This is a genomic window from Mucilaginibacter metallidurans, assembly GCF_003286435.2.
Lineage (GTDB): Bacteria > Bacteroidota > Bacteroidia > Sphingobacteriales > Sphingobacteriaceae > Mucilaginibacter > Mucilaginibacter gossypii.
On the sequence record NZ_CP043449.1, the window covers coordinates 3,259,118 to 3,278,860 of the forward strand.

Below are 19,743 nucleotides of genomic sequence, written 5' to 3' on the forward strand. Positions count from 1 at the left end.
TAGAGTGATAAGGTGATGTAAGGTTTAAACATCACAAATATGCACCGCCTTTTTAAGCGAAGCTATTTTGTCTTTCTGTTTCGGGATGAACTCCTGGGCTACAAAGCCTTTATGCCCTACCTCCACAATGGCACGCATAATGGCCGGGTAGTAAAGTTCCTGGGTTTCATCAATTTCGTTACGGCCGGGAACACCGCCGGTATGGTAATGAGCGATGTACTGATGATTAGCGCGGATATTGCGGATCACATCACCTTCGTCAATCTGCATATGATAGATATCATACAGCAATTTAAAGTTTTCTGAACCAAGCCTGCGGCAAAGTTCGGCGCCCCACTCTACCCTGTCGCACTGGTAATCTTTGTGATCAATTTTGCTGTTCAGCAGTTCCATTACCAATATTACGTTGTGTTTTTCGGCAAGGGCAACCATAGGTTTCAAGCCTTCAACGCAATTATTCCAGCCTTCCTCATCGGTTTTACCGCGACGGCTGCCGCTAAAGCAGATCAGGTTTTTATAACCCGCCTCTGCCACCAGCGGGATCATTTTGGTATAATTTTCATGCAGTTTGGCATGAAACTGTTTATCACCAAAACCATCGGTAAGGTTGATCTCGGCACCATTGCACATAGATGAGAACAAGCCGTATTTTTTAAGTGTAGGCCAGTCTGAAGGGCCAACCAGATCGATCCCTTTTATGCCGATATCCTTAGCGGCGGCACAAAGTTGATCTACCGTAAAATCGCCGTAACACCAGCGGCATACAGCATGGTTAATATTGCCTTTGAGCTTAACATCAGCCTGCATATGTTTTTCAGTTTCGGTGGTAAATGAAGATAATACACCCGACGCGCCAATTGCCGCCGTGCCCGCGATCATGCTTTTGATAGCCGACCGCCTGTTTTGATTTGATGCCATAATTATATTTCGGTTTGTGCTGATGGTTCCTGAATATCCAAACCTGGTTTTGTGGCCATGCTTGTTTTATCTTTAAATAAAGCGAGGAATAATATCAATACCACAGCGGCAATACCTGCAGGTATAAGCCAAATGGTTTGCCAGTTATGTGATGTATCGGATACTTTCCAATGATCAACAATAGGGCCTGAAATGTACGAACCTATAAGCATACCTACGCCATAAGTAGCTAAGGTAATAAAGCCCTGGGCCGCGCTTTTAAAACGCTCGCCCGCTAAATTATCGGTATAGATCTGACCGGTTACAAAGAAGAAATCGTAACAGATACCATGCATTACTATACCCGCAATAAGCATCCAGTAGCTTGAACCTGCGTCGCCGTAGGCAAAGAATATATACCGCAGTACCCAGGCCAGCATACCGATAGCCAGCATTTTTTTTACACCGAACCGCACAAAAAACAAAGGCATCGCCGCCATGAACGCCAGCTCGGATACCTGCCCCATGGCCTGTACACCGGCAGCGGCTTTAACGCCCACTTCATTTAAAAAAGGGTTGGTAAAGTTGTAGTAAAACGCCAAGGGCACACATATGGCTACCGACGCCAAAAAGAAAATTAAATACGACCTGTTTTTTAATAAGCTGATTGAATCTAAGCCAATGATATCGCCAAATGTGGTCTTCTGCCCTCTTTTTACCGGAGGGGTATCAGGCAATGTAAAGCTCAATAAACCCAATATGAGGGATGCTATTGATGCCATTTTGAAGGTGAGCACAAGCGTTCCGCTTTTTTCCCATCCTAATAAGCCGATAACTATACCTGCAATGATCCACCCTGCTGTTCCGAATACCCTGATTAAAGGAAACTCTTTACTTGGGTTTTGCATCTGCTTAAATGAAACCGAATTTACCAGTGCCAGTGTTGGCATGTAAATGATCATGTAAAACAGGATATTAGGATAAAACTTATCAAAATCAGCTATGGTAGTTGCATAATAAAGTGAGGCCGCGCCCAACAGGTGCAGTACACCCAGAATCCTTTGTGCCGAAAAATACTTATCAGCAATAAGTCCGATCACAAAAGGGGCTATAATAGCACCTAACGATTGCGTTGCGTAAGCACCCGCATTTTGTGTGCCGGTAGCCTTTAACGTAACTGTTAAATAAGTGCCCATTGTTACAAACCACGCTCCCCAGATAAAGAACTCCAGGAACATCATTGTTGAAAGTTTTACCCTAATTCCGATATTCATAATTATATTTTAAAGCCAGACTGACTTATCCTTCTCGTTATTTTTTTAATGATAAAATATATTTAACGATTTCTTTGGCATCGCTTTCAGGCAATGAAGGGTGCGGGGTCATGGCTATGTTGCCCCAGTTGCCGCTACCGCCGGCGATGATCTTTTTAGCCAACATTTCGATATTAGCATCTGAAGCTTCGTATTTACCTGCTATATCCTGAAATGCAGGGCCAATAACTTTGGTGTCAACTTTATGACAGGTGCTGCAATCTAACGTTGCAATTAATTTTTCGCCGGCTGATGAACCTGCAGAACCACCTGCCGGTTCGGTGCCGGTTTTTGCTACTACAGTATCAGCATTGGCATCGGCAGCTTTAGCTGATTGGTTTGTACCGTTAGTGCTATCGCTACCACCGGTGTTTTTTGATGAATTTCCGCCACAGGCAGCAAACGCTGCGCTGATACAAAGAATAACGAATACTTTTTTCATAAGAGTTTAATTGTTGTTTTCGATGATAACCTAACAGAAAACCTGTTCATTAACAATGCCCTGCTGTTTTTCATCATGTAATTTTAATTGGGTTGGTTAATCAGGCGAAAATTACAACTTTTTATCATAATTAAAGCCTCATTAAACCGATATAGCGCCTAATGAAGCGGTTTTTTTACGTGAGCGCATATAAATTACCAATCCTATAAATGCAACGATTAATGCAATCGGGATAATCAGGGTAGTATTTAATACTTCAGGACCTGCCGCCGACCGTGCTGCATCAAACGCCTTAGCCATATCCGAGCCCGCCGGCGCCGACCGGTAAGCATCCAGACTGGCGCCCGCCGGTAATTTCGAAGCCATGATTTTATCGTAAAAACCACCCATGAACATCATATAAATAGATACCCCGAACATACCGGCACCGCCCATCAGGTTTAAACCTACGGCACCTGTACGCGGCAGGTTTTCGGCCACAAAGCCTATCATGCAAGGCCAGAAGAAAGCTACCCCCAAACCAAAAACTACTGCTGCAAAATAGATAGCATCACCATGCAGGTGTACCATCAAATAAATACCCAAAGCTGATAATATGGCCGAGATCAATAGTACCCCCTGAGGCGCCAAACGATGAACTATCGGGCTTGCAAACGCGCGGCCCAATACCTGTACCGAGGCAACAAAAGTTAAAATAAGGATGGCGTTGTCCGTAACTGTTTTGAATAAAACGTCAGTCCACTGGTTGGTGAATAATTCGGTAATAGCTGTTCCGAACATACAAATGATCATGAACAGGAACAAGGGGTTGATCAATGCCTTATACATATCCTCGGTACTTACACCGGCAGATACACGCTCGGTAACCGGGAAATCCAATTTCGAAAACAGGTACCCATAAGCAATGGTAGGGATCAGCATCAAAGCAATTTCAACCTGCGAGATCCAATATGGTTTGGGCGATACGCCATGGGCCAAAGTGGTATCCAGTCCGAACACGATGAGTGTACCGATCACGATGCCCGCCGGGAACCATAGATGAAAGTGATTAAGCTTTGTAGTTTTATTATCTGTATATAGCGAAGCTACAAGCGGGTTACATGAAGCTTCAACCGTACCATTAGCAATACCAATCATTAAGGTAGAAAGAAACAGCGTCCAGTAGCCATTGGCAAAAATGGTAAGCAGGATCCCCACCAGGTGAAACACGAAAGCTGACACCAGCAGCTTTTTCATACCGATGATATCGACAATAAAGCCGCCTACAATGATAGCCAGCGGAAAGCCCCAGAAAGCAGTTGCTGCAATGGTGCCCAGTTGCGAAGCGTTCAAATGAAATCTTACGCCCTGGTCATTCAAAATCCCGGCACGGATACCGAATGATAATGAGGTTACCAGCAACGACAGGCAGCTTGCCCTGAATAGCTGTGTACGGTTAATAGTTTGCATTTTAAATTATTTAAGGTTATTTGATAATTGGTTAATTGGCTGTATCAAAATGCTTTTACTGAATTGTTTCAGCTTTGTATTTACCAGCATTGCAAAGCTCATCTTCAAAGTGGCAATTTCAAATTGCGTCATTGCGAGGAACGAAGCAATCGCGAACTATACTGAGCGCTTTGCATAGCTGCTCTGCTAATCGGGGATTGCTTCGTACCTCGCAATGACGGAAAAACAATTTTAGAATCCAGACTTACGAAGTTTTAAAAACTTCATAAGTCTTAAATCATGTCGTCATGCTGAACTTGCTTCAGCACCCCACTTGCCAGGCAGCCATGCTAAGCACTCGCATACCTATCTTGTGGGGTGCCGAAACAAGTTCGGCATGACGCTTTTTTTTAAATTCAATAAATCCGAAATCGAAAATCCGAAATCCGAAATCCGATATCGGAAATCGGAAATTATATCCCTAACGTTTTCCTGTTGAAAGCGTCATCAGAACCTGATGCGGCGAAATCATCAAAAGCTCGTTCGGTTACACGGATAATATGATCTTTAATGAATTGGGCACCTTCCCTTGCACCGTCTTCAGGATGTTTGAGCGCACATTCCCATTCAAGCACAGCCCATCCTTTGTAATCATATTGTGTTAATTTACTGAATATCGATTTAAAATCAACCTGACCATCACCCAATGAGCGGAAACGGCCTGCGCGGTTAACCCAGTTCTGGTAACCACCGTAAACACCCTGGCGACCTGTTGGATTAAACTCAGCATCTTTAACGTGGAACATTTTAATACGTTCATGATACAGATCGATATAATCTAAATAATCAAGGCACTGTAATACAAAATGCGATGGATCGAACAGTAAGTTGGCCCGTTTGTGGCCTTTTACATGATCCAGGAACATTTCGTAAGTGATACCATCATGCAGGTCTTCGCCCGGGTGAATTTCATAGCAAAGGTCGATCCCGTTTTCTTCGTACACATCCAGTATCGGTGTCCAGCGTTTAGCAAGTTCACCAAAAGCAGTTTCAACAATCCCGGCAGGGCGTTGCGGCCATGGGTATACCATAGGCCAAAGCAGGGCACCGCTAAAGGTAACCGAAGCATTTAAACCTAAATTTTTTGAAGCCTGCGCAGCATATTTCAATTGCTGTACAGCCCATTTTTGCCTTTCGGCCGGGTTACCACGTAAATGCTCAGGTGCGAAACCGTCGAACAGATCGTCATAAACCGGGTTTACCGCTACCAGCTGGCCTTGAAGGTGGGTTGATAGCTCAGTTATTTCTAACCCTGCGGCGTTAACTATACCTTTAATTTCATCAGCATAAGTTTTGCTTTCGGCGGCTTTTTGCAGGTCGATAAAACGGGTATCGTTTGTTGGCAGCTGCACACCTTTGTAACCTAAACCCGCTGCCCACTGGCAAATAGATTCAAGGCTGTTAAATGGTGCCGCGTCTCCTATAAACTGTGCTATAAATATGGCAGGTCCTTTTATAGTAGTCATGTCTTTTTTTTAAATAGATGGTGGATTAAATAGTGAAATCAGTCCATTTGGCATCTGATTTACCTGAGGCTATCACATTTTCAATAAAGGCCATTCCTCGAACGCCTTCTTCGATACCCGGAAAATCAAGTTCTTCGGGAGTGGCCTGCTTACCTTCCAAACCTGCTTTAACTGTCAAAGCAAAATTACGGTACAGGTTGGCAAATGCCTCCAGATAACCTTCGGGGTGACCGGCAGGCGTACGTGTATTATGCTGCGCGAATGAGCTGGTATACCCCCCGCCGGTGCGCCAGGTTTCGGCAGGCTTATCGGTATACATTACAGTTAATGAGTTAGCATCGCTCTGGTGCCATTCCAAACCGCCTTTTTCACCATAAACCCTGATCTTCACATTATTTTCTTCGCCGGCTGCAATTTGGGTAGCCGTAAGCACGCCGCTTGCACCATTGTTAAATTTCAACAATGCCGCGCCATCATCATCAAGCTTGCGGCCTGCAACTACGATGTTGATATCGGCACAAATTTTAGTAACCTGTAAGCCGGTAACGTATTCGGCAAGGTTAAAGGCGTGTGTACCTATATCGCCCATGGCACCGGCAATCCCGCTTTTACCCGGATCGGTACGCCAGGAGGCTTGCTTGTTATCTTCTCCTTCTAAAAAACTGCTCAACCATCCTTGCGGATACTCAACATAAACCTTCCGTACTGTACCTATTGCACCTGCTTTGATCAATTGCTTAGCTTCCTTAACCATGGGGTAGCCTGTGTAAGTATGCGTAAGGCAAAATAGTTTGCCCGATGCACTAACTACTTTTTCCAGTTCTTTAGCTTCCTCAAGCGAAAAAGTCATGGGTTTATCAAGCACCACATGAAAACCATTTTCAAGCGCCATTTTGGTTGGGGCAAAATGTACATGGTTAGGTGTTACAATGCTGATCACCTGCACACGTTCGTTCTCGGGCAGTTGTTTTTCTTTTTCGATAAGCTCCTGGTAAGAGCTATAAGAGCGGCTTGCCGGTAAACCAAGCAAAACACCACTGGCCTGTGATTTTTCGGCATTACTGCTAAAAGCGCCGCAAACCAATTCATACTCACCATCAATACGGGCAGCTATGCGGTGTACGGCACCAATAAAGGCACCTTGTCCGCCGCCTATCATTCCTAATCTTAATTTCATTTGTTTTTGTTGGGGTTGATGTTTTTGATGATTAAACGCTTCTCAATCGATTGTATACATCAAAAACAGCATTATTACATAATGCTGTTTTTGATAGCAATTCAAATTTTGTAAAAATCAAAGGTATAATCAATTGATATTGCAATTTTTTAGGTTGCCCAGGCTTTATCACCTTTTTTGTATGGCAGGTTGCCGTCATATTTACCAGGAACGGCAATATAACGCAATGCCTGTGTGGCACCCGGTTTTGAAGTGAAGAAACCCAGCAGGGTTAATTCCTTCAGCATCCTGAAGTAATGGTTAGGATCTTCCGGTTTTTTTGTTTTGGTATATGCTTTTTGTTCTTTGTCAAGCTCGGTTAACAGTTCTGTACGTTGCTCAGGTGTAGCCTCTAAAAACTTTTTACCAAATTTTTTGTCGCTTGCATCATTCAGGTCTTTAAGGCCTTTAGTGAAAATTTTCTGATCATCGGCAGTATAGCAATCCTGTACCATTACCGTCATAAATTTGCCAATTTCGGCAGCTTTAGCACCCGGGGTTGAGGTTGCAGGCAAAATGGTTTCGCCAATTTCATCCATCAGGGCCACATCATCCTGTGTAAAAAGGTCGTTTACTTTCGGCGAAGATGGTTTACATCCGGAGATGAAGAACTCGGCGCCGATGATGGTACCGCCAAGGATCAAACCTACCCTGCCTATCGCTTCTCTTCTATTCATGTTTAATTATTGATTTAACGAATTAGTGAATTAGTTGGGGTTAGTGAATTAGTGTTTACCAAACTTACGAAGTTTTAAAAACTTCGTAAGTCTTTTCCCAACTAATCACGTATTCCTAAATTACGCTTTTAACACGAAACCTTCGCGGTAATCGCGTTTTATATATTGGTTAACAGCATCAAAGTTGGTAACTTTCATAGCCTGGTTATCCCAAACTAATTTTACCCTGCCGCCATTTAGCTCATGACCGCGAACCGCAAGGTTAGCCATCAATAAAGCCTCAGTAAGCGGACCAGCCTTATCAAACGATGAGCTTAGCTCTGTTTTACCGTAACCGGCAATACAGCCTTCAACCCATTGTGCATAGTGGCCGTTAGCGCCGCCCGGTACACGTGCCCATTTCTGCGGAGCTTTAGCGCTTTTGGTAAGCGATTTCGGCAATAATGTTGCTGCATCAGAATAGGTGCTCGCATACATTTTACCTTTTGTACCAATAAACAATGTACCGTTACCTTCTTCACCGCCAAAATCTTCGCTCGCTAATAATTCAGCAGGCCTTTCTGGTTGGATACCACCGTCCATCCAGTGCAGTGTAACATCACCTTTGGTTTTATCGGTTTTAGGGAATGTTAAGGTAATGTGGCTTGACGGAGGGCAGCTTTCAGGGAAGTGTCCTTCTTTAAACTCATCTACATAAACACTGCCAACACTGGCCTGTACATCCTTAGCATACTGAATACCCAACACCCGGAAAGGAGCTTCAACCAGGTGACAGCCCATATCGCCAAGGGCACCGGTACCGTAATCCCACCAGCCGCGCCAGTTAAATGGTACCAGTTTATCAACATAATCTTTTTTAGGTGCTGTACCCAGCCACAGGTCCCAATCCAGTTCTTTAGGAATGTTTGGTTGTGGCGGCGGCCATGCAATGCCTTGCGGCCAAACGGGGCGGTTTGTCCAGCAGTAAACAGTGTGTACATCGCCAATCAGATCGGCATCATACCATTCCGACATTAGGCGCGTACCATCATTTGATGCACCCTGGTTACCCATTTGTGTAACCACTTTATACTTTTTGGCAGCCTCTGTTAGCAAACGGGCTTCCCAGATATCATGCGTCAACGGTTTCTGAACATAAACGTGTTTGTTCAGCTGCATAGCATTATAGGTAATAATGGCGTGGTTATGATCGGGTGTTGAAACCGATACCGCGTCAAAATGCTTGTGTTCTTTGTCAAACATTTCGCGCCAGTCTTTATAATACTTTGCCTTAGGAAAATCGCTGCGTGACCTTGCCGCTCTGCGGTCGTCAACATCGCACAGGAAGGCGATCTCGGCTTTGCCGCTTTTGTAAAAATTAGCAATATCGCTTTGTCCTTTACCACCGGCACCTACGCCGGCAATCAATAACTTGTCGCTTGGAGCTATAAAACCTTTACCGCCCAAAACATGGCGCGGAACTATCATAAAACCAGCGGCCGCTATAGCGCTGCTTTTAATAAATTGGCGTCTCGACGGGTTTGGGGTTTTGTCCTTTTCTTCAGTCATAGGTGTTTTTATTAGGTTGTTTTTATGTGATGCAGATTAAATTTCGCCTTTTTTAAGGATCTCAACAGCATGGTTAGCAGCACGTGCGGTTAATGCCATATAAGTAAGCGACGGATTTTGGCAAGCTGCCGAAGTCATACATGAGCCATCGGTAACAAATACGTTCTTAGCATCCCAAACCTGGTTCCACTCGTTCAATACTGAAGTTTTTGGATCACGGCCCATACGTGCGGTACCCATTTCGTGAATACCACGGCCAAGGAACGGATTAGTGCTTGAAGTTTGTACATCTTTAGCGCCAATAGCTTCCAGCATTTCTTTGCCGTCTTTTTCCATATCGATGCGCATTTTCAGTTCATTCGCTTTCAATTCGGCATCAATAGCAACAACAGGCAAGCCCCATTTATCTTTTTTGGTTTTGTCGATGGTAACCTTGTTTTCGTGATAAGGCAATGTTTCGCCAAAAGCGCCCATACCTATATGCCATGAACCTGGTTCGGTCAATGCATCCTTAAACGCACCGCCAATGTTCAGTTCGGCAATATCACGGCTCCAGCCTTCGCGGCTTGCCGAACCCTGGTAACCGAAACCACGGATGTAATCACGCTTTTCGCCGTTAAGGTTACGGTAGCGCGGGATATAGAAACCATTTGCACGGCGACCGAAATAATATTTATCCTCATAACCTTCAATCCGGCCATAAGCGCTAACATTAAGGTGGTGGTCCATCAGGTTGTGGCCAAGTTCGCCGCTGCTGCTGCCCAGGCCGCCTTCCCAAACGTCGGTTGCCGAATTCATCAGGATCCAGGCCGAGTTAATGGTTGAAGCGTTTACGAAAACGATCTTAGCGAAGTATTCATAAGTTTTGTTGGTTTCAGCATCCAATACCTCAACGCCTTTGGCTTTTTTGGTATCCTTATCGTACAATATTTTGGTAACGATAGACCAAGGGCGAACGGTTAAATTACCGGTAGCCATAGCCGCAGGCAACGTAGCCGATTGTGTGCTGAAATAAGCACCGAACGGACAACCTAGCCAGCATTTGTTACGGTACTGGCAGTTGGTACGGTTATTATGCGGTACCGTGATATTAGCCGTACGGCCGATGATCATGTGACGCGCTTCTTTATAAAATTCTTTCAAACGTTTTGAAACGTCTTTTTCAACCACGTTCATTTCCATAGGCGGCATAAAATCGCCATCAGGAAGGATAGGTAAACCATCTTTATTACCGGAGATCCCGGCAAACTGCTCGGCGTAGCTATACCACGGAGCGATGTCTTTGTAGCGGATAGGCCAGTCGACAGCGATGCCATCTTTTAAGTTGGCTTCAAAATCAACATCAGCCCAGCGGTACGATTGGCGTCCCCACATCAGTGAACGACCGCCTACGTGGTAACCGCGGAACCAGTCGAAACGTTTAATCTCTGTATAAGGACTATCTTTATCACTTGCCCAATAGTCAAGGTTAGTTTCATTTAAAGGATAGTCGCGTTTAAGAACCGGGTAATCATCAATCATTTTCTGGGTACGGCCGCCTCTGTGCGGAAATTCCCATGGATCTTTGGTTGCGTTTACGTAATCTTTAATGTGCTCAATATTACGGCCACGCTCAAGCATGATGGTTTTCAAACCCTTTTGTGTTAGTTCCTTGGCAGCCCACCCGCCTGAAATTCCTGAGCCAATGACTATTGCGTCATAAGTGTTTGCAGACATACGAATAATATGATTAGTTTAATTTGTTTATTACTTGGTTATCTCGTTAAATGTATGAATAAAATTCATTTTCCAAATATTACATTGTGTTTTTTTTACACATAGCTCTTTGTTGCAGTAGCACTGGCAGTAGATTTTAGTGACAGTAGCACTGGCAGTTGCAGTGACTTTTTCCTGCTACAATCGCCATTTTTTTCTACAACTTTTACTTTTAAATAGCTGCTACTTTTCACTGCAACTGCTACTATTAAATAACTGCTTCTGCCCACTCAAAACTGCAAACTACAAGTTCCCCTTCTTCATCTCGCTCATGGCATAATCAGCAGCCCTTGCTGTAAAGGCCATATAAGTTAGTGACGGATTTTGGCACGAGGTTGACGTCATGCTGGCGCCGTCGGTAACAAATACGTTTTTAACGCTGTGCACCTGGTTCCATTTGTTTAATATCGATGTTTTAGGATCATTCCCCATACGGGCACCGCCCATTTCATGAATATCAAGCCCCGGTGCTCGTTTATCGGTACTGGCTTTAATGTTGGTAAAACCCGCGCTGGTGAACATCTCGGTTAACTGCTCCACATAATCCTTCTTCATCTTCTCATCGTTATCGTCGTAATCAATGTTCATCTTTAATAATGGTACGCCCCAGGCATCTTTTTGCTTGTCATCAAGACTTACAAAATTGCTTTCCTTCGGGATGGTTTCGCCCATCATATGCGAGCCTACACGCCACGGGCCAAGCTCTTTATTAGCCAGGTTATCTTTCAGACTGCTGCCTACGCCGTCCCAACTACGCTGCGGGGATCTGTAAGCGCCAAAGCCTGAAGCATAGCCGCGTAAAAAATCGGTTTCTTGTTTGTACACGTTCCTGAACCTCGGGATGTACCCCCCGCCGGCAGGATTACGCCCATCTGTTGTCCATTCTTTAGCGCCATCATACTCGGCTCCAATATGGGCCGAATAATTATGGAAAGCTACATATTTACCCAGCACACCGCTATCATTGCCCAAACCATTAGGGAAACGGTGCGACTTGGAATTAAGCAATATCAGGTTGGTATTTAACGCCGCTGCATTGACAAATATTACTTTGGCGTAATAGTCGATAGCTTCTTTGGTATTGGTATCAATAACCCGCACACCGGTAGCTTTACCCAGCTTATCATCATATATAATAGATTCCACTACCGAAAACGGCCTCAACGTAGCGTGCCCGGATTTTAAAGCCCAGGGGATAGTGGTAGCATTTGCGCTGAAATAGCCACCAAAGGGGCAACCACGCTCACAGATCGTTCTCCTTTGGCATTGTACCCTGCCCTGATCCAGGTGGATTTGATTAGGGGTTGACAGGTGGGCGCAACGGGCGCTGATCACGTAACGGTTTTTATACTTACTTTTTACGTGATCTCTGAAATATTCTTCAACAGTATTTAACGGGAATGCGGGTAGGAACTCACCATCCGGCAATTCGGCAATGCCATCACGGTTACCCGAAATGCCGGCGAATTTCTCTACATAACTATACCATGGTGCAATATCTTTGTAACGGATAGGCCAGTCTACCGCGAAACCATCGCGGGCGGGGCCTTCAAAATCAAAATCGCTCCAGCGCTGGGTTTGACGTGCCCAAAGCAGGGATTTGCCGCCAACCTGGTATCCGCGGATCCAGTCGAAGGGTTTATCTTGTATGTAGGGGTGCTCTGCATCTTTAACAAAAAAATGCGCGGCGCTTTCTCCAAAAGCATAACAGCGGTTTACAATAGGATTAGCTTCCTGTACAGCCATCGGCAGTTCGCCCCGGTGTTCAAACTCCCAGGGGTACATATTGGTAGTCGGGTAATCCTTAATATGCTTCACATCGCGGCCACGCTCCAATATCAGTGTTTTGAGTCCTTTGTCCGCAAACTCTTTGGCAGCCCATCCTCCGCTCATTCCCGAGCCAATTACTATCGCGTCGAAAGTGCGTTCTTTAACGCTGTCGATATTTAAATTAGCCATTACTTATACTGCTTGCTTTTGTTTGTAAGGGAAATGCGCATTGTACCTGCCCGGCACAAGCTCATATACCACTTCTTTAGTCATAAAATATTTTGAATTGGTATAACCGTTTATGGTTTGTCTTTTTACCATGCCGTAAAACTTCTTAAGCTCGGGTGAATATTTGCCGGCAGGAGGCGTGGCAGGTGCGGCATCTTTTTTATCACTGTTTTTCCTGGTCGTCTCTTCTTCCGCTTTACCTTCTTTTTCTATATCCAGCAAAAACGCTTCACGGGTTTTAACATCGAGCTGATTAAACGTTTTACTATATAATTTCTGAGACTGGTTCGCAAAATGGCCCATGCCGGTTACAAACACCTGCTGATCTTCTTTTTTATAGCAGTCATCCACCATTTTCAATACAAATAAATGGAGCAGCAGGTCTTTCGCACCCGGCGTTGTTGTTTTAGGTATAATAGTTTCTGCTACATCGCCTATCAACTGTTCCTGATCGGCAGTGATATCGATATTTTTGAGTGCAACCTTCGACTTTGCTTTATCCTGCGAACAGGCCGGGAGCAACGCAGCCCCTCCTATTATCAAAGCCAGATTTTTAATGACGGTACGCCGGTCCATTGTTTAAACTAAATTGTTTTAGCGAAGCCCATTTATCTGTCACAAAACTTTTAGCTTACTGAACAGGTAACGAGAAAGGCTTAATATGATTTATAATGTGCTCCCAAACTTAATAATTACAATTCAAAATCAAAGGCTGTAAAAATTAAATCTTCACGGGGTGTAAGTTAGTCTTATACTATTAATAGCCCCATTTTTTCATGATTTGTAAATCAATTTTTACACAATCGATTGGGTCTTTGCCCTGGTATGCTTCCTGCTCAATAATGAACAAAGAGGTGCCGCCTTTTTTTGCCCCGGCCTTTACAATATCCCTAACTGGCAGGATCCCCGCGCCTAAAATGGTGCTTTCAGTATCATCGCCACCGTGGGGCGGTACTTTAATTTCGTCCTTTACGTGCATGGACTGGAACCTGCCGGGATATTTATTGATAAACTCCAACGCTCTGCCACCGGTAGTGTACATGTTACCGATATCTATTTGCTGGGCCACCAAAGCCGGATCGGTATTTTGGATAATATAATCATAAAGGGTGATATCGCCTACTTTAGTACTGATCTCAAAGTTATGGTTGTGGTAGCCAAACATCATTGACGATTGTTTGCAAAGCTCACCGCATTTGTTAAACTGTTCCATTGTACGTTTCAGGGCATCGGTATCTGTACGTACCTTTTCATCCAGCCATGGGCTTATCACAAACTTTTGCCCCATGGTGGCAGCGTCTTCAACAGTGTATTTCCAGGCATCGGTAAAATCATTCTTGGCTGCATCCCAATGTTGAGGCGTCATTACAGTATGACCGCTTGGCATTTTCAGATCAAGGTCGGCCAGGATCTTTTTAAATTCTTTGGCAGTATAGCCGTAAAATTTCCTGTCGATGTAATTAGCATGTTCCACATGTGCGTAACCTGCATCAGCTATCTTTTTAAGCGTTCCCTGCGGATCGGCCTTCATGGCATCGCGTACGCTGTAAAGCTGCACCCCCACCCGTTTAAGCTTACTATCCGTAGCGGCAAATAAACTATCAGGAAGTAGTGCCGCCCCGGCTACTGCCATTGCGCCGGTTTTTAAAAATGATCTGCGTGATGTATACATGGTTATATGTTTAAGGTTATTTTGCAATAGGAAATACAGGAAACAATAAATCAGAATTACTTACAAATGCCAGGTGCTTGCTATCCGGCGCCCATGACGGGGTATTGATAGTACCCTGACCGCCGTATAAATAAGCTACTACTTTTGACGGGCCTCCGCCTACCGGCATCAGCCTTAAATATACATGCTTATAAAAAGGATGGTCGCCGGGGGATACTTCGCTTTTGAGGAAGGTGATATAAACTATCCATTTACCATCCGGCGAAATATGCGGGAACCAGTTGTTATAATCATCATTAGTAAGCTGGGTTTGTTCACTACCATCGGCTTTCATGCGCCAAACCTGCATCAGGCCGCTGCGCACCGAATTAAAGTAGATGTATTTTCCATCGGGCGAATACTCAGGGCCATCATCAAGGCCGGGAGTATTGGTAAGGCGTTCTTCTGGCCCGCCTGCCGCGGGGATGCGGTAAACGTCAAATTCCTTATTGCGCTCACCGCAAAAAACGATGTACTTTTTGTCGGGCGACCATCCATGCATATAACTTGCGCCGTGCCCGGTTTGGGTTACCCGTGTAGCCTCGCCACCGGCCGAAGAAACTGTGTATCCTATTGATGGGCCACCATCGCCGCTGCTGATAGCCAGCATTTTGCCATCGAAGGAAAGCACATGGTCGTTATTATTATTTTTAGCGATGCCGGTATTGAGTGCCGTTGGCATATGCGATTTAAGATCGAATTTATAAAGTGAACCTTCGCTGTTATAAATGAGTGATTTGCCATCAAGTGTCCAGTTTGGGGCCTGGAGTGATTTTGGTGACTGATAAACCACTGTCGCGTTCTGACTTTCGAGGTCAAGCAACTCAATGGCGCTGCCTAAGTATTGTTTATAAGGTATCAATGTGGCCGGAGCGGGTGTGACGATACGTGTATTGTTGAATACCGCTTTCTCCGTAACATCAGCATTGTGCGAGCAGATGAAAATGCCCACATACACGTCATCTCCCAAATCAAGATCTGTAACTTCTTCGCTCACAAACAAATCGCCTTTGCGCGCTACCGACATGGTATACGTATTACCTTTACGCTCCAGCTGGATCACGTCAGCAGCGGTGATGGAAGCTTTCTTTTCTTCGGTAATGCCGCTCACAGTTTTACGGTATTGAAGCGAAGTTAAGCCATCTCCATGAACAACCGCATTGATATGTTTTGAATTTGAATCGAGCGTAGTACGCACCATTAAACCTACCTTACGGTGTGCTTCAGCACCTTTGCCTATAAATGCAGCGTTGGTACGCAATATGAAATCGCCTTTCATTTTCTTCCACACAAAGTGAAAATCATCATGTGTAGCCCAGATATTCTGGCCCGAACCGGTAAGTATATATTGCTGTAGTTTAGCGTCATATACACCGCTGCCCTGATGCTTGACCGTACCAACATCGGTTTGGCCTTCAAATATTCCCACGCCCTGAGCACTAACCCGGGCAGAAAACAAGGCAATGCAAGCCATGCATAACACAACATTTAATATTTTACAGCGCATTGGTTTGGTGTTTAGTGTACACTATAATCGGTTCACTAAGGTATATAATCAATTCGCTATTAAGATAGTACTATTTTAACAATTCTCCACATTTTTGATATATAGCCAGATTTTTACAAAGTGTAATTTTAACACGGAGTGGGGATTTGCTGTAGTTGTTGGTGCTATCAGAATAACTGATTAGAAGTTTTTCAATTCCCTCCCCCGGGAGGGGTGTGATGGAAATGTGTAATGGCAGGGAGGGGTTCATCTGCTATTTCCGGTATAGGCACGTCGACGAAACCCCTCCCTACACCCTCCCAGGGGAGGGAATCGCGCAATCCCACGCCTTTTCTTCTTTCCACAAGATGACGATGACAATACTAACAGCAGCCAAAGTGGCGGCAAACCAAAAAAAAGGCCACAGCAATAATTTTGCTATGGCCTTTTAATGTATTTAATAACAGCTTACTCCGCAGCTACTAATATTTCGGTAACCTGTATAGCTGCAGGTACTGCTACCGGAACAGGTGTACAATATTCCTTCAAAAAGTCAGCTTTCGAATCCCTGTATGAGCTTACTGCACCAAGCATACTCATCATTTTAATATAACACCAGGCCAAATCAAACTGATATGGTTTAAAGCCAGATCGGGCGCTTTTAGGATATAAATGGTGGTTGTTATGCCACTCACCTGCTACATAACCCGGCCACAACTGATTGATTGACATATCCTCGCGGTTATGGTCGATACCTTCACGGCGCATATCTTTTCCTTTTCCATGACCTTCGTAGTTAAATGTACGTACACCAACTGCCCAAATACCGGCAGAGCCAAATACAGCACAGGCTAATGCCGGTCCGCCTAAAAGGTAGAAAGCTGTAAACCAAAAGCCCCAATTCAGTATAATACCAATTATGGTTCGGGTTGGATTAGCCAGGGTGCCCCATTTTTGATATTGCTTGTAAGTATTTGTATTTACCCCGGTGTGTTTCATCAGGTTAACACATTTTTTGTAAGTGGCTTCGTCCATGTTTCGTGCTATGGGCTGGTGGTTAACGTCAGCTAAAAAGCAATACATAAAACCACCTTGTGCATTGTAAGGATCGCCCGGCTGATCAGATAAAGCGTGGTGCACATGGTGCGATACTGCGTAGATTTCTTCAGGAATGATTTTAAGCGTAAGGTTTTGGGTAAAAAACCGCCAGAATTTATTTTTAAAAGTATAAGCGCCATGGGTGCAATACCGGTGATGCCAGATAGTACCATGGGTGCCCATAATGATCATGCTGTATATAAAGGCAACGATAAGCCCTGTAATACTGAAATATTTAAAAATGAACAGGCCTAAAAACGGCACCAAAGCCACAACCAGCGACCAGCTTAAAAATGAAAGCCAGTTCTTTTTATTGCTGAATACGTTAAGCCTTTTAAAAAATTCCTTTACAATTTGCTTGTTGGTGGGTTTTGAGAGATTGCCAAGTTCATCTGTCCAACCATATGCAGGTGGTTCGAGCACAGTGTTTAAAAATGCCATTAAGTTTTGGGAGGTTAGTTAAAGAGTGGGAAATATCTGTCTATTTTGTCACAATATAGTAAAAATAACTTATTGTTTATACGTATTAACGTCAGAAATAGATTTAAATTACCCAACAAATGATTAAAACTTTTTCAAAATAATTAAATTTCTTTATAAGAAACTATAAAAGTTAATATCAGCTACATATTACTTAATAAGCATTAATCGTGTAGCAAACCATTAATTTAAAAAAGGAATAATTTTTGAGGAAGCTTAATCTGTTACCAAAGGAAGACAAAAACTGAAAGTGCTGCCCCTGTTTACTTCTGAATTTACCCAAAGCCTGCCGCCGTTAAACTCAATAAGCTCTTTACATAAAAACAAACCAATGCCGGTGCCTTTCTCGCCGGAAGTACCTGTTGCTGTATATTTCGTATTAAGGCTAAATAACTTGCCAAGTTTTTCTGCAGGAATACCGTTGCCGGTATCGTTAACACTAATCACCACCATACCTTCATCAACGGTGCTTAGTAAACTAATAATACCGTAATTGCCCGTAAACTTAATAGCATTACTAACCAGGTTACTTAAAACTACTTTTACATGCCTCTCATCGGCCTGCACACACATCCCGGGTAAAGCCATGTTTTCAAACCTGATGTTTTTTTGCTGAAAAAGGTAACTAAAAATCCTCCCGATTTCATTGCCAATTAAATAAATATCGACTGCCGATGCTTCAAGATTAACGCCTTTGATTTGGCTGCCCGCCCATTCAAGCAGGTTTGAAAGGGTTAATTCGGCGCCCTGTACCACCGGCTCTATTTCCTTCATCAGGTCCTGAACTTCATCGTCGCTTAAAACACGGGTATTGTACAAACGTAATATAGAATTCAGATTAGCAAGCGGTGTACGCAGATCATGCCCTATTACAGCCAGTAACTTATCTTTAAGATTATTAATATTTGCCAGGTTTGCCGATTGGTCTTCAATCAGTTCTTTTTGAATTAATAAGGCTTTATGCTGCTTGCGCATCCGGTTATTTAATACCCGCTTTTGTTTATAAAGGTAATAGGTAACCGACAAAGCCAATATTACAACCAGCAATGAAATGAGCAGTGTAATGATTATAACCTTTTGCAAATGAATTTTTTCGCGGTATTGCCCTGCCTTTTCCTCAACCGCGGCAATAGCATTAAGACGGCTGTTGAGCTCAAAATAACTCTGTATGAGCTCGGTACTTTTACGCTTATTGGCAGCACTGAGGCTATCAAGCGCCTGGGTATATTTTTTTTGATAGGCTAACGACTGCACCATATCGTGCTTTTGCTCAAAGCTATAGGCCATGGTTTTATAAGCCGACGAAATGCCATCCATAACACCGATGCTATCGGATAAAGCAGCACCTTTTTTTGCAAGGTTAATGGCTTTGTCAAACCGGCTTAACGAATTGTAAATAACAGCACGTTCAATAAATGAGATAGCTCTTAAACGCCTGTTATTCACAATATAACTCATTTGCAGGGCAGTGTCTGAATAAGCGACCGCCTGTTGATATTGCCCCTTTAACCGATAAGCGTTCGCCAGCCGGCTATATAATATACATATCGCGGGCTGGTCATTTACCGTACGGCTAAGCTGCATGGCAAGTTTGGCAAGAGCAATGCCTTTATCATATTGTTTAAGCTTGGCGTAAACAAATGAACGTTCGTTATAAACTTCGGCAAGCATTTTTGGATCATGGCCTGCAAAGCGGGCGGCTATGCCTAAATTTTTTAGAGCCTTGCTATAGTTTTGCAAATCTGTATAAGCCCTGCTCATGGAGCTATAACAGTGGGCCAATAACAGCGGCTTGTTTTTGGGCAGATAATTTAAAGCCGAATTAAAATAAAACAAACTGATAGGATAGTATGACTGCGACCAGTACACATGCCCTAAATTTAAAAAAGCGGCACCAGTACCTTCATTGTATTTTATTTTTTCCGAAAGCAGCAACGCATGCTCAGCTCTTATCCTTGCCTCGTAGGGGGCACTAACATAGGTTTCCTCAACAAGTTTGTTAAGGCTGTCGATGGTTTTGATTAGTGATGGCGATTTTTCCGGCTCAATTCCGCTTGTTTTTTGCGCATAAACAGTACTATGCATCAATAACAGCAATAATAAACCAAGGGGCCTTGTCATTCGCTAACAGTTTCAGACTGCAATCTAACAATAAACTTAATACAGGC

General features: G+C 43.8%; 15 protein-coding genes. All 15 read right to left on the minus strand.

Going from position 1 to position 19,743, the window contains the following annotated elements; genetic code table 11:
- Positions 1-24: 24 nt before the first annotated feature.
- Complete coding sequence (locus DIU38_RS13850) at positions 25-918, minus strand: hydroxypyruvate isomerase family protein (RefSeq protein ID WP_112657972.1); 894 nt, start codon at positions 916-918, stop codon at positions 25-27.
- A 2-nt stretch (positions 919-920) separates the two neighbouring features.
- Positions 921-2,171, minus strand: a complete 1,251-nt coding sequence (locus DIU38_RS13855; RefSeq protein WP_091175413.1) for a nucleoside permease — start codon at positions 2,169-2,171, stop codon at positions 921-923.
- A gap of 37 nt (positions 2,172-2,208) precedes the next feature.
- Complete coding sequence (locus DIU38_RS13860; protein ID WP_091175416.1) at positions 2,209-2,652, minus strand: c-type cytochrome; 444 nt, start codon at positions 2,650-2,652, stop codon at positions 2,209-2,211.
- 141 nt (positions 2,653-2,793) lie between these two features.
- Positions 2,794-4,101 carry an MFS transporter gene (locus tag DIU38_RS13865; RefSeq protein WP_112657970.1) on the minus strand — a complete coding sequence of 436 codons (1,308 nt, stop codon included), beginning with the start codon at positions 4,099-4,101 and terminating at the stop codon, positions 2,794-2,796.
- A gap of 452 nt (positions 4,102-4,553) precedes the next feature.
- Positions 4,554-5,606, minus strand: a complete 1,053-nt coding sequence (locus DIU38_RS13870; protein ID WP_112657968.1) for a sugar phosphate isomerase/epimerase family protein — start codon at positions 5,604-5,606, stop codon at positions 4,554-4,556.
- 25 nt (positions 5,607-5,631) lie between these two features.
- Positions 5,632-6,783 (minus strand): Gfo/Idh/MocA family protein, encoded by a 1,152-nt coding sequence (locus tag DIU38_RS13875; protein ID WP_243770749.1) that lies wholly within the window; start codon positions 6,781-6,783, stop codon positions 5,632-5,634.
- A gap of 149 nt (positions 6,784-6,932) precedes the next feature.
- Complete coding sequence (locus DIU38_RS13880; protein WP_090524595.1) at positions 6,933-7,499, minus strand: gluconate 2-dehydrogenase subunit 3 family protein; 567 nt, start codon at positions 7,497-7,499, stop codon at positions 6,933-6,935.
- Between the two features lie 120 nt (positions 7,500-7,619).
- Entirely contained in the window at positions 7,620-9,047 is a 1,428-nt protein-coding gene (locus DIU38_RS13885) for a Gfo/Idh/MocA family protein (RefSeq protein ID WP_091175426.1), read from the minus strand.
- Positions 9,048-9,083: 36 nt separating this feature from the next.
- Positions 9,084-10,763, minus strand: coding sequence for a GMC oxidoreductase (locus DIU38_RS13890; protein ID WP_090524591.1), 1,680 nt, complete (start codon positions 10,761-10,763; stop codon positions 9,084-9,086).
- Between the two features lie 282 nt (positions 10,764-11,045).
- Positions 11,046-12,761, minus strand: coding sequence for a GMC oxidoreductase (locus tag DIU38_RS13895; protein ID WP_112657964.1), 1,716 nt, complete (start codon positions 12,759-12,761; stop codon positions 11,046-11,048).
- Positions 12,762-12,764: 3 nt separating this feature from the next.
- Positions 12,765-13,376 carry a gluconate 2-dehydrogenase subunit 3 family protein gene (locus tag DIU38_RS13900; protein ID WP_112657962.1) on the minus strand — a complete coding sequence of 204 codons (612 nt, stop codon included), beginning with the start codon at positions 13,374-13,376 and terminating at the stop codon, positions 12,765-12,767.
- A gap of 181 nt (positions 13,377-13,557) precedes the next feature.
- Positions 13,558-14,472 (minus strand): TIM barrel protein, encoded by a 915-nt coding sequence (locus DIU38_RS13905; protein WP_091175478.1) that lies wholly within the window; start codon positions 14,470-14,472, stop codon positions 13,558-13,560.
- A 16-nt stretch (positions 14,473-14,488) separates the two neighbouring features.
- Positions 14,489-16,018 (minus strand): TolB family protein, encoded by a 1,530-nt coding sequence (locus DIU38_RS13910; RefSeq protein ID WP_112657960.1) that lies wholly within the window; start codon positions 16,016-16,018, stop codon positions 14,489-14,491.
- A gap of 447 nt (positions 16,019-16,465) precedes the next feature.
- Positions 16,466-17,536 carry a fatty acid desaturase gene (locus DIU38_RS13915; protein ID WP_112657956.1) on the minus strand — a complete coding sequence of 357 codons (1,071 nt, stop codon included), beginning with the start codon at positions 17,534-17,536 and terminating at the stop codon, positions 16,466-16,468.
- A 255-nt stretch (positions 17,537-17,791) separates the two neighbouring features.
- Positions 17,792-19,696: a tetratricopeptide repeat-containing sensor histidine kinase gene (locus DIU38_RS13920; protein WP_112657954.1), complete on the minus strand. Its 1,905-nt coding sequence runs from the start codon at positions 19,694-19,696 to the stop codon at positions 17,792-17,794.
- Between the last annotated feature and the right edge of the window lie 47 nt (positions 19,697-19,743).